14 protein-coding genes are annotated in these 11,936 nt (G+C 34.9%); 12 read left to right on the forward strand and 2 right to left on the reverse strand.

The features are described 5' to 3' along the window. The first annotated feature begins 8 nt into the window (after nucleotides 1-8). The 4 genes from QNH24_RS11780 to QNH24_RS11795 are packed head-to-tail and all read left to right on the forward strand — an operon-like array spanning nucleotide 9 to nucleotide 2,525. Nucleotides 9-1,289 carry a DNA cytosine methyltransferase gene (locus QNH24_RS11780; protein WP_283872376.1) on the forward strand — a complete coding sequence of 427 codons (1,281 nt, stop codon included), beginning with the start codon at nucleotides 9-11 and terminating at the stop codon, nucleotides 1,287-1,289. A 36-nt stretch (nucleotides 1,290-1,325) separates the two neighbouring features. After that, nucleotides 1,326-1,613, forward strand: a complete 288-nt coding sequence (locus QNH24_RS11785) for a hypothetical protein (RefSeq protein WP_283872378.1) — start codon at nucleotides 1,326-1,328, stop codon at nucleotides 1,611-1,613. Continuing rightward, nucleotides 1,603-1,863: a phage holin gene (locus QNH24_RS11790; RefSeq protein WP_283872380.1), complete on the forward strand. Its 261-nt coding sequence runs from the start codon at nucleotides 1,603-1,605 to the stop codon at nucleotides 1,861-1,863. Before QNH24_RS11785 ends, QNH24_RS11790 begins: the two co-directional genes overlap by 11 nt. Beyond that, entirely contained in the window at nucleotides 1,860-2,525 is a 666-nt protein-coding gene (locus QNH24_RS11795; protein WP_283872381.1) for a M15 family metallopeptidase, read from the forward strand. The genes QNH24_RS11790 and QNH24_RS11795 overlap by 4 nt, the downstream gene beginning before the upstream one ends. A 96-nt stretch (nucleotides 2,526-2,621) precedes the next feature. Here QNH24_RS11795 and QNH24_RS11800 read toward each other — a convergent pair whose 3' ends face one another. Continuing rightward, a complete protein-coding gene (locus tag QNH24_RS11800) occupies nucleotides 2,622-3,074 on the reverse strand; it encodes a hypothetical protein (RefSeq protein WP_283872383.1) in 453 nt (150 codons plus the stop codon). 18 nt (nucleotides 3,075-3,092) lie between these two features. Next, entirely contained in the window at nucleotides 3,093-3,911 is an 819-nt protein-coding gene (locus QNH24_RS11805) for a hypothetical protein (protein ID WP_283872385.1), read from the reverse strand. Between the two features lie 609 nt (nucleotides 3,912-4,520). On the opposite strand from QNH24_RS11805, the gene QNH24_RS11810 reads away from it, so the two are divergent. The 8 genes from QNH24_RS11810 to QNH24_RS11845 all read left to right on the forward strand — a co-directional run bounded on the left by QNH24_RS11810 (nucleotide 4,521) and on the right by QNH24_RS11845 (nucleotide 11,708). Beyond that, nucleotides 4,521-4,952 (forward strand): BrxA/BrxB family bacilliredoxin, encoded by a 432-nt coding sequence (locus QNH24_RS11810; protein ID WP_283872387.1) that lies wholly within the window; start codon nucleotides 4,521-4,523, stop codon nucleotides 4,950-4,952. Next, nucleotides 4,940-5,734, forward strand: coding sequence for a class I SAM-dependent methyltransferase (locus QNH24_RS11815; RefSeq protein ID WP_283872388.1), 795 nt, complete (start codon nucleotides 4,940-4,942; stop codon nucleotides 5,732-5,734). Before QNH24_RS11810 ends, QNH24_RS11815 begins: the two co-directional genes overlap by 13 nt. Before the next feature lie 139 nt (nucleotides 5,735-5,873). Continuing rightward, on the forward strand, nucleotides 5,874-6,086 hold the full coding sequence (locus tag QNH24_RS11820) for a DUF6366 family protein (protein ID WP_283872818.1): 213 nt from the start codon (nucleotides 5,874-5,876) through the stop codon (nucleotides 6,084-6,086). A 133-nt stretch (nucleotides 6,087-6,219) separates the two neighbouring features. Beyond that, nucleotides 6,220-6,978: an ANT(4')-I family aminoglycoside nucleotidyltransferase gene (locus tag QNH24_RS11825; protein ID WP_283872389.1), complete on the forward strand. Its 759-nt coding sequence runs from the start codon at nucleotides 6,220-6,222 to the stop codon at nucleotides 6,976-6,978. 471 nt (nucleotides 6,979-7,449) lie between these two features. Continuing rightward, nucleotides 7,450-8,289 carry a hypothetical protein gene (locus QNH24_RS11830; RefSeq protein ID WP_283872390.1) on the forward strand — a complete coding sequence of 280 codons (840 nt, stop codon included), beginning with the start codon at nucleotides 7,450-7,452 and terminating at the stop codon, nucleotides 8,287-8,289. A gap of 577 nt (nucleotides 8,290-8,866) precedes the next feature. After that, on the forward strand, nucleotides 8,867-9,559 hold the full coding sequence (gene vanR, locus QNH24_RS11835) for a VanR-ABDEGLN family response regulator transcription factor (RefSeq protein ID WP_283872391.1): 693 nt from the start codon (nucleotides 8,867-8,869) through the stop codon (nucleotides 9,557-9,559). Next, on the forward strand, nucleotides 9,552-10,661 hold the full coding sequence (locus QNH24_RS11840; RefSeq protein WP_283872393.1) for a sensor histidine kinase: 1,110 nt from the start codon (nucleotides 9,552-9,554) through the stop codon (nucleotides 10,659-10,661). Before vanR ends, QNH24_RS11840 begins: the two co-directional genes overlap by 8 nt. 114 nt (nucleotides 10,662-10,775) lie before the next feature. After that, nucleotides 10,776-11,708, forward strand: a complete 933-nt coding sequence (locus QNH24_RS11845; protein WP_283872394.1) for a VanZ family protein — start codon at nucleotides 10,776-10,778, stop codon at nucleotides 11,706-11,708. The last annotated feature ends 228 nt before the right edge of the window (nucleotides 11,709-11,936 follow it).

Consider the following 11,936-nt stretch of genomic DNA (forward strand, 5'->3'; position numbering starts at 1 on the left):
AAAAAGATATGCGTTTTTTAGATTTTTTTGCGGGAATTGGTGGTTTCAGGCTAGGCATGCAACAAGCAGGGCACACCTGTATAGGTTTTGTCGAATGGGATAAGTTTGCTCGCAAGTCTTATGAAGCTATACACAACACAGAAGGAGAGTGGACTGCACATGACATTACAACAGTCTCAGATGAAGAATTCAGCAAATTTAGAGGAACAGTCGACATTATCTGTGGAGGATTTCCATGCCAAGCATTCAGTGTTGCTGGAAAGCGACAAGGATTTGAAGATACTAGAGGAACATTGTTCTTTGAAGTTGCAAGGGCAGCTCAACAAATCCAACCACAGTATTTATTCCTTGAAAACGTTAAAGGGCTATTATCTCACGACAAAGGGGAAACGTTCGGAATTATCCTCCATACGTTGGATGAACTTGGGTATGACGTTGAATGGCAAGTGCTTAACACTAAAGATTTCTCAACAAAAGAACGCCCAACACCACAAAATCGAGAACGAATTTTCATTGTCGCACATCTTAGAGGATCAGGTGGACGAAAAGTATTTCCTATCGGACGAGAAAGTGAAGGCCTTAATAGCAAATCAAAAATAAAAATTTATGGTAGTACACAGAAAGATTTTCATAAATCGCAGAGCCAGAGAGAACTAGTATATGATTCTGAAGGGATTGTAGGCTCCTTATTGGCATCAGATGCGAAAAATCCTAAACAAATTGTTATTCGTACTGTAGGAAGATTACCTGGTAATCACAATCAAAGTAATCAAGTTTATCATGTTAAAGGATTAAGTCCAACATTGACTACAATGCAAGGTGGGGGAACACAACCAAAAATTTATTTACCAGTTCTTACACCAGACCGATTAGAAAAAAGGCAAAATGGTAGACGTGTCAAAGGACCAGATGAACCTATGTTTACAATCACAGCACAGGATCGTCATGGTGTGGCTATTAAAGAGGCTACTACAAAGGGCTTTGATATGGCTTATCCAGGCGACAGTGTGAATTTTAGCGTGCCAACATCAAAGACACGTAGAGGCAGAGTGGGGAAAGGTATTGCAAACACGTTAGATACTGGATGCCAGCAAGGTGTATTAACGGATGAATTTCGTATCAGACGACTTACACCGTTAGAATGCTGGAGACTTCAAGGGTTTCCAGATGAAGCATATGAGAAGGCAGCAGCTGTTAACACAGACTCACAACTGTACAAGCAAGCAGGAAACTCGGTGAGTGTGCCAGTGATATATGAAATAGCAAAAAGAATTTATGCATCTTCTTAATAGGGTGCTTTTTATTATGCAAAAAGGAAGTGTTGTATGAGTATAGAAATGTCGTTGCTGTTTGGCGCAATAGGTACAGTATTAGGTGTGCTTGGAGCAATTATAACAATGAAAAAAGATAGTAAAAATCAAGGAGCATCAGAAGCCAGTATCACGACAAAGGTTGATTATATCGCTCGTGGGGTGGATGATATTAGGCTAGATCAACGTGCTCAGGCTTCGAAAATCGAATCGATGAATGAAAAGTTGATTCGAGTTGATGAATCAAGTAAACAAGCTCATAAACGTATCGATAAATTGGAGGGAATATCACATGAAAGTTAACTGGAAAGTTCGTTTACAACACAAACAATTTTGGGTGTCATTAATTGCATTATTACTAGTGCTCGCTAATCAAATAGCGGGCATTTTTAATGTCGATATTACGATTTACAATGCTCAAATTACAGCCATTTCAGAGACTTTATTAAGCATTTTAGGCTTACTGGGCATTATTATCGACCCAACCACAAAAGGTGCTTCAGACAGTGAACAAGCCATGAATTATGACAAACCAAAAGGTGATGTAAAATGACAAGCATTACTACAACATGCCGAGATATTTCTGAACTTTTACCAGCTGCACAAACAGCCTGTAGATTACTATTCCAAGAGTGTTTTAAAGCAGGAATAAAAAATATCTTCATAACTGAAACGTACCGTAGCCAAGAACGACAAATTTACTTATACGCTCAGGGTCGTACTAGACCTGGGCAGATTGTTACTTGGACATTAGATAGCAATCATAAGTCACGGTTAGCTTGGGATATTGCTGTAGGACCTCCACAGTCTTTATATGATGTAACTACTCTAAATCGAGTGGGGACTATTGCACATAAGCTTGGCATTACATGGGGTGGCGATTGGGTAGGCAGTATTGATCGACCCCACTTTGAAGTTAAAGTAAACTGGAAAATACCTGCAGGTTATAAGCTAGAGGGCAAATTAAATGTGCCTACTAATAGTAAAGGACAAGTACAACTAATTGTAGAAGGCAAACCGAAGGAGGAAATCAAAGTGACTCAAACATGGAATCCAGAATCACCAACTATGAAAACTGAAGCAGAGAACTTTATTACCCAAGCTGTTAAAGATGGCATTATTCAGGAATCGCACTTGAAGGATTTACAGAATGGAGTAATGACCACTGATCGTTTAATTGGATTGTATATTACGATTCAACAAAGACGAAATTAATAAAAAATAATGACCAAGACAGTTTAATTGCCGTCTTGGTCATTGGTCATTCGTCTTAGTCGTTATGGGATAATGCTTTAACAAAATTCAAAAAATTTATTTAATAATTTCCTGTAGAGTGTCTAATCCTCTCTTCAGATAAACATAAGTTTCAAACGTCACGATATTTGCATCAGCTTTACTTGCTGTAGTTAAATATCTTTGTAGTTCTTTTATATATGCTGTTAAAAATTCTGTGAAGTTGAAAGAATGTAGATAATCACTATTTTCCCCAATTTTTTTAGAATGTGAAATTATAAGTTTAGATCCATTTTTTTCTAAAGTTAGAATATCTGCATTACCAAAAGGGTCTAATAATTGACTTTTTCCTGTTTGATAAAGTGTTTTCAATATACTAGTGAATTCACCTAAAATAGTACTGTGTCCAGTGGTCGTAAAGAAAAGTAGCGCGTCTTCATTGTTATCATTTGCAATCACTTTTATATAGCCGTCAAAATATAGATTATCCAAAATAGAAGTGTCATCCTCTAGTTCAAATCTAATTTGCATACAGTATCCCTCCTAATATTATTTCAATTTTTTCTTTTCTAATTCAGATTCTCTCTTTGTTAGGACAGACGTACCCTTAGTTGGATAAGACGTTTTGATAATATTATCTTTTGTTACGACAGTAGTCATTTCGGATATTCCGTACTTATTCGGATTATATGTATATACTTTTGTGCCATCGGCGTGGGTACTTTGAAGTGTTCCTTTTTCTAAAGACTCCATAATTAAATTTTTAATTTTTGCTTCCCCTAGATGTTTAGGAAAAAGGGTTGTGTTTTTATCTGCGGAAGTCCCGGAAATATGCCTTTTATTAATATGTTTCCATCCAGTTGAACTATTTCCATCCATCAAAATACCCTTTTTATTAAACTTTTGGATGCTACCCAAACCAGCGAAAGCATCAACCACATCATTCTTTCCAGATTTCTTTAATAAGCCGTAGATTTTCCCGGACTTTACAACCTTTCCTGCAGGGAATAAGGAAATCGCAGCTAAACTTTTATCCAATGCTCCTGCGTTCGGATCAAAGATTGTTTTCACGTCATCTAAAACTAAGAAATCTATTCCTGCTTTTACAGCATCCTTCACAAAATTCCCAGCATCTTTCAACCACTGAACACTGGAATTTGACCAATCTTTTACCTTATCTAGTAAATTGGAAGAAGACTGTTTAGCTGTTTGTTGTTTTTGTCTAGAACTATCTGAAATGGTTACAGAGTCATTAGTGTTTGGGTTTTCCCTTTTATATCGATCTGCGTCGACAACAATTCTATCATAATCGGAATAAGAAGTTGTAATATAAGTGTTAGTAGAATATCTGTTAATATTAGAAACCATTTAAAAATCTACCTTTATTTGTTAGTTTATAAAATAATTATATTTATTAGCAAAAAAATATTCAATAGTTATTTTATGTAAAATATTATTATGAAATAAATATGGTATAAATTAATTACAGATGTTATTTAGATTCTAAGAACGATTGGAGAGTCGTTTTGAATAATAAAAATGTTTTATTATCCTCATGCAACGAGGTATTTGAAATACAACAATTCATTGGCTTTTTATTTCTGATTGTTGGAATTAACCATTTGTTAGATTTTGGTAAAATACTTGTTGGTATAATAATTCAGATGCAACTTTTCCCTTCTGCACAAAGGGTTAATGCGCCATTCTTCAACTACACACCAAAGGCCTAGAATCTCGATTTTTAAAATGAGTACCTGGACTTTTTACTATTATTTTTGTACTTAGTAATTCCATTTTTTAGGTGTGTAACGACCCGAACTTTAACACCACTTCGTTACACAAAAAAGTCACCAAAATCACGAAAAAGTCACATTTCCCCCGAAAACCTGCGAAATTAGATAAAAGCATGTTTTTGTACATTCTTGAGAAACCTTGCTATAATAAGCTTTGCGAATACATATGAAAGAGGGTAAAAGCATGAACGCTTACGATGAATATATGAAGCAGGTTGTAAAACCGATGCGTGAGGAGCTGGTTGGGGCTGGCTTTACGGAGCTGACGACGGCTGATGCGGTGAATGAATTTATGGCGGAGACGAAGGGGACTTCGTTGGTGGTGATTAACTCGGTTTGTGGTTGTGCGGCGGGGCTGGCACGTCCAGCAGCTCGTGAGGCTGTGGCGGCGGTGAAGCCTGATCATCTGGTAACGGTTTTTGCAGGTCAGGATCCAGAGGCGACTGCAGCGATGCGTAGTTATTTTGAGGATGTCCCACCAAGCTCACCTTCAATGGCGATTTTAAAGGATGGGGAATTAGCATACTTTATTCCACGTGAACAAATTGAAGGGTTTCCAGTGGAACAAATCGTTACTCATTTAACAGGTGTTTTAGAGCAAACATGCGAGAAATAAAGACTATTGTTACGACAGCGGGCAGACCAGACGATGTATCGATGGCGCTCGCTGCTTTTGCTTGTAATGAATTAGGGGCTTTCTTTGAGCCACGAAAAAAACGTTCTATTCGTAAAATCTCGGAGGAACATCAGGCACATGTAATAGTTGCTGGAAAAAATCGATTTAAATACTATGCTTTGGGCACAAATGTACCGTTTTTCTTTCATCCCAATTCAGCAGCATTTCGCTTAAAGCGTATAGCTCGTGGAGAAGAGGAGCCATTTTTAGAAGCGGTGCAGCTGGAAATAGGCGATTCATTGCTTGATTGTACACTTGGACTTGCTGCGGATGCTATGCTTGCCGCATATACAGTTGGTGGAAAAGGGCGTGTCGTGGGGCTTGAGGCAAATCCAAATGTGGCGTTTATTGTCAAACAGGGGATGCAAACCTATGATACAACAGAGCTACCATTAACGGCGTGTATGCGTCATATTGAGGTAGTTCAAGATGAAGCCACTCGTTACTTGAAAAAATTGCCGGACAAATCTTTTGATGTTGTCTATATGGACCCAATGTTTGAGGAGATTATTGATGAAGCTACTAATTTTGAGGCGCTCCGAATAGCTGGAGAGCATGCTTCATTAACAGATGAATGGGTATGTGAAGCAAAACGTGTGGCGAAAAAACGGGTTGTGTTAAAAGCTCATTTTCGTTCAGAATGGTTTGCCAAGTATCAGTTTCAACGATATGAGCGATTGACGGCAAAATTTCATTATGGTGTGGTGAATACCTCTAACTAATAAAGAAGGAGCATTTAGTAATATTTTTGCTAAAGCTCCTTCTTTTTATTTTATAATTCAAAATATGGTAATATAAAGAATAAGAGAATCCCATTCTTTATAAAGAAATTGCTTGAAAATAAATACGGAGGTGATTTCTATAGATTCAAAAGATACACCACAAGAAAAAAGAGAACAATTAAGACAAAAAGAGTTAAAAAATAATCCTTTAGGCTCTTTAAATGAAGGATTAAATCGTGCAGAAAATGGAAATCTAGTGGATGCATCTGGCGGTATGGGTTGGAAAGGTATGGTTTTTTTAATTGTAATGCTGTTTATTGGCTATATTATTTATAGTTACTTCTATACGTAAAAAAACTTCCTATTATAAAGATGAAAGGAGAAATTAACTATGACACCAGAGAAAATTCCTCGTTAAGCTCGTGGACCACCTTGGGCAATTATCATCGCCATCCTATCCTAAATTTAAAAGGAGAGACTTGATAATGGGTCCAAGTAAAATGACTAGAGAAGATAAAATGAATATTGTAATGATGATTGTTGATCAGCTTTTAATGAAATATGGTACAAAGGTAAAAGCAATTGGATTGTATGGTTCTTTGGCTAGAAAAACAGATGGGCCATATTCTGATATTGAAATGAAATGTGTACTCCATTCTTTAAAGGAGAGTTTTTCCTATGAGTGGACGGCAGGGGATTGGAAAGCAGAAATAAACTTTGATGATGGGGAATCGATTTTAGCAGAAGCAGCGAGTGTAGATGAAGAATGGCCACTAACACATGGTCAATTTTTTGATATTCTTCCTCTCTATGACCCGGATTCATTTTTCCATAGCCTTAAAGAAAACATAAATACCATAGATTCATCTGTTTTTAAAGAAGTGATTTGCCAGACATTAGTGGAAGAAATGTATGAGTACATGGGAAAAATCCGAAATATACAAGTTCAGGGCCCTGACTCATTTTTACCAATTTTAGCGATGAATCTAGCAATGGGTGGTGCCATGATTATTGGCCTACACCATCAACGATGCTATACTACCTCTGCCCAGGTTCTTCCAGAAGCCCTAACATTTACAGATCAGCCAAAAGAATTTACTAGTTTATGCGAAATGGTGATGACCGGCAATCTTTCGAATCCGCAGCATATTATTATAGTCTGCGAAAGATTTTGGGAGTCACTCGTATCATGGTCTACACAGCACGGATATAAGATGAACGTTTCACAGGGTATACCCTGGTAATTTTAATTCTTTACTCTTTGGAAATAATATGTTATAATTAATACCGTGCTATTTTAGGTAGCATATTTCCGTAATCTGGCATTCTGCTTTTTGTTTTTGAGGATACTTATTCACACTGGCGCATGCTTTGGGGCTGCAAGGACGCAAAAGAAGGTTGGGTTTGCGTTGCTTAAGTTAGAAGGCACACAGTGGAATTTTACCGCGGTGATGAAACAATCATGTTTCAAGATAATATTCCCCAGATGATTGGGTTGAGACTTTTTACAATTTACGAAAATGTTACCTATTAAATACTAAAGGGGTGGCTTCGCAATCGCGAGGCTACCCCTTGTCCAATTTAGAAGCCTTTCGCTCAGATGAACGAAAGGTTTTTTGATGTTTGTTGGTATATATTACCGTTTACTCCAATTCTACTTTACGTCATAATGTAGTTAGAATTTTAATAAAATTTTGATAAGGGTGAGGATGACAATGAGAGTTGTAAACACAATATCAATGAATATTATTGAGCAATTAACAAAGAAGGCACAGGATCTAGAGGAAAGCATTGACACACTTATAGCACTATATTGTCAAGAAAGGATGATTTATCGATTATCGATTTCTTCCTATCAAGATCAATTTTGGCTTACAGGAGATTCTTTATTGTTCGCTGAAACAGAAGGTTTTATAAAACCACCAAAAAATACTAAACTTGCAGCTAAACCAGTTGCTTATCAAATAGATATTATAAAGCAAGCATTCAAGGAGATTTGTTCAATGGAGGGGCAAGAAGATGGAATTGAATTTTTATGGGATGAAGTGATGATCTCTTCAGAAAATGAAGGTCTGTTTATTAAAATACCAGCGATCCTGGCTCATCTGAAAACATACATAACATTACAGATTAACTCTAGGGAAAATACTCCTGTGGCATTAAAAACAATGGCTTATCCAACATTGCTCCAAACGGCTTCCCCTGTACTAATAATAGAAGCTCCTGAGCATGTGATTGCATCTAAATTTGTAGAAATATATAAAACCCCTACTTTAGATACGACAATAAATGCCATTCAGACAATTTTTGCATTGATTAATACACAGACAATAGAGGGGCGTGTCCTACAGGAATGTATTGATACTTTATTTGATCAACAGCGACTCACTATAGAAAAGGACCATGCATTTTTTATGAGACAATTCCTGCAACAAGCCACATCTGAAATAGTTACAAGGCAAGTACAGAAATTCCTAAATCCCGTCTATGATGTGATTTTACAGGAAGAAGAATTTTTCAAGCATTGGGATTGTAAACAACTAAAATGGCATTAAAAAAGGAAAAGTCCGTGATTTTGCGGACTTTTTTGTATAGGAGATAATGAATTATTTTGTGTAACGTTAAATAAAACATAAAAGTTTAATAGCCCCACCTTTAACCGTTTCCAATATCTATGATGCTACCAAAAGCCCCAGTACTTATAACCAAGCAATATGAGCAACGAAATTTTTTTTATTGGAATAATGAGGAAGTCCGATTTCTTGATTTTAATGTTGAGAGATTGGGCTTTTTTATTTTTAAAAAATAAATCCTAAAGTGACAACATTAATTCAAGCACATTAAGAAAATGTTTATCTTCAGAGTTTTTGCTACTATGTTTTGTTAGAATAGATTTACCAAACTTTTGAATTTTTGGAGGGGATACAATTGAAAATTAACAAAGGAAATGTCTAAAAGTTTTTAGATTGGACATATGATAAGGTCTTAATGGAAATATTAGGTCAGATCCTTCTATAGACAAAGCAATTGATCGTTTATTTCGTTATTTTTTCGATTTGCCTGTCCAAAACTATATGAATCTGACGTCAGAAGAGCCCACCTATTAAAGATAAATAATAAGGAGCCTATATAATGAATGAGAAAATACTAATTATTGAAGATGAAAAAGAAATTACTGATTTAATAGAAATGTTCTTACAAAATGAAAATTTTCAAGTATTTAAGTGCTATTCTTCACGGGACGCTCTTATGCTTATTAAAAACGAAAGCTTTGATTTGGCAATTTTAGATGTGATGTTACCAGATGGAAATGGATTTGAATTGTGTAAATTAATCCGTGAAAAACATACCTATCCTATCATTATGCTTACTTCTAAAACAGAGGGAATAGATCGTGTTACAGGACTATCATTGGGAGCAGATGATTACGTTACAAAACCTTTCTTGCCACTTGAATTAGTAGCAAGGGTAAAGGCTCAATTAAGGAGAGTGCATCATTATGACGGGAAAGAAAACAATACATCGGAAACCATTATGGTAATGGGCCTTTTTCTAAATAAAACTTCCCATGTATGTAATTTAAACGACAAAACAATTAAGTTGACACCGACAGAGTTTTCTATATTATGGCTTTTGTGCAAGAACAGAGGAAAAGTTTTTAGCGCAGACGAAATTTTTCGCCAGGTATGGGGTGAGAAATATTTTAAAAACAGTAGAAATACAGTAATGGTTCAAATTAGGCATATAAGAGAGAAGCTAAATGATACTGGAAATAAGCCGAAATTTATAAAAACTATATGGGGAGTAGGATATATCATTGAATAAGAGGTTTTCAAAAAAATATAAACAAACATTATTGCTTCGGCATTTAATATGGGCAATTACTGTATTAGTTATTTTTGCAATTGGTTATTTCATCATAATGATTGCATGTTCAGACAATTTCTATATTCTTCTTGAAAAAGTGGTAGGCTACAATTTAGCGTATTTAATTCATAGCTATGAACCGGCAGTTATTCTTTTTATTATTGTAACATCACAATTATTGGTATGGATTGGAGTTGAATGGCATTCCTCACGGAAGATTATGAAAATCATGGACAGTCTGGACTCTATATTAGATAATTCTGCAGACGATATCGTATTACCTACAGAATTTTTGGATTTGCAAAATTGGCTCAATCTTTTAAAAACTCGAAATAGAGAACAACAGCATTTAATGGAAATTGAGGTGCAGAAAAAATCTGATACTCTTACCTATCTTGCTCATGATATAAGAACCCCGCTTGCTTCTGTTGTCGGATATCTAAGCCTTTTATGTGAAGCACCAGATATGCCACCGGAAAACCGGAAAAAGTTCATAAGAACAGCTTTTGAAAAAGCACTGAAATTTGAAAATTTGATAGATGAATTTTTTGATATTACACGTTACAGCTTATCAGACAAAGCATTAGTAAAAAAAGAAACTGATTTGTGCTTTTTAATTGAACAAATAGCTGATGAGTTCTATCCGTTTCTACAACAAAAAGGGCTATGCTTAAATTTAGATCTTGCTGCCGATTTATTTATTGCTGTTGAGGCGGAAAAAATTGCAAGAGTCTTTAACAATGTGATAAAAAATGCAATCGCATATAGTTACCCACAAACTGTTATCGAAGTAAAGGCAAAGAAATCAAGCGAATTTATAATCGCGAAAATTAAAAATCATGGTGAAACTATTCCGAATGATAAATTAGAACGTATATTTGATAAATTTTATCGTACAGACGAATTTGAGAAATCTGATATAGGCGGTGCAGGACTTGGATTAGCAATTGCAAAGGAGATTATGAGAATACATAATGGAACAATCATCGCAGAAAGCTTTGAAGAAAATACTGTTTTTACGATTACTTTGCCTATCAATAATAATAGGCCAGAGGGATAAGAAAAAAATAAGATTTTCAAAAGAAATATAAAATCAACGGTTTATTTTTATGGAGTATGATTGTACCAAATAAAAGTAAACCGTTTCTAAATGGTACTTTCATGTGGAGGAATTATGGGTCATAAGATGAGTAAAAAAGAAAGAATATTGAGGTATTGTATTTTTGGGCTTTTTATACTTTATATCATTATTTTGCTTCGCATTACGCTTTTTAAACAAGCAAGCATGTATAACTTATTCGCCGCCATTGGTGCAAGTGAGCGGACAATAAGTATCATTCCTTTCAAGTCAATTTTTGATATGATTAGATCTGACATTTCATTAATACGAATTTTGGAAAATGTCCTTGGGAATATTATTATTTTCATTCCTTTTGGATTACTACTACCAATTATTTTGAAAAAGGAATATAAGAATATTGTTTTGTGCGGTGTTATTTTTAGTGCCTTTATCGAAATAATACAGTTTATTTTTGGATTAGGAAGCACAGATATTGATGATTTACTATTAAACACAATAGGTGTTATCATCGGATATCTGTTGTTTATAAAGATAAAGAACAAAGCAAAATCAAATTTATTATTTCTTGTTTCCGTAACAGTGTTAGTATTTATATCAGGAAGTATTACCTTGGGCATTTTGTTTGTAAACAATACGGATTTGTTTTTAATATCTCCTAAGGAAACTACTGTTGAAAACAGAGAACTCGTTCAAGATTTTATCGATACTCCAAATTATCTTAGCGGAAAGTTTGTTGAAGTAAAGGATTCTATACTTACGGTTGAAAAAAGTATTCAAAATGCTACTGAACAGAGGGAATTTTTGGACATTGAAATAACGTCAGAAAGTCGGATATATGTTTGCTATGATAAAATAGATTATTTTTTCAATACAATTTCTGGAGAACATCAACGTTATGAGCAAATATCGTATTCTGATTTTATTTCAAATGAAAGCGAAGCATTTAGCAAAGATAACAATGTTGTTATTTGGAGTTTAGATGGAAAAAAAGTTGACAGCTTAATTGTAATTGAATGGGTTGAATAACCAAATGGCTGCCGAATGCTGTAAAAATTCATGAATAATTTATTATACAATGAAAGAATTATATATTAGTTTAAAAAAAAACGGACTTGAAGGATATAAAGTTTCCAAATCCGTTTCTTTTTATTTGATAAAAAATCGCTCCTGTTTGGAGTTACAAGATAGAATCCTACTGGAACTGACAATGATACTTCATCATTCATTTCTGCTATAGAAAAAGCAGGTAGTTTT

It is taken from the genome of Lysinibacillus pakistanensis, from assembly GCF_030123245.1.
In the GTDB taxonomy this organism is placed as follows: domain Bacteria; phylum Bacillota; class Bacilli; order Bacillales_A; family Planococcaceae; genus Lysinibacillus; species Lysinibacillus pakistanensis.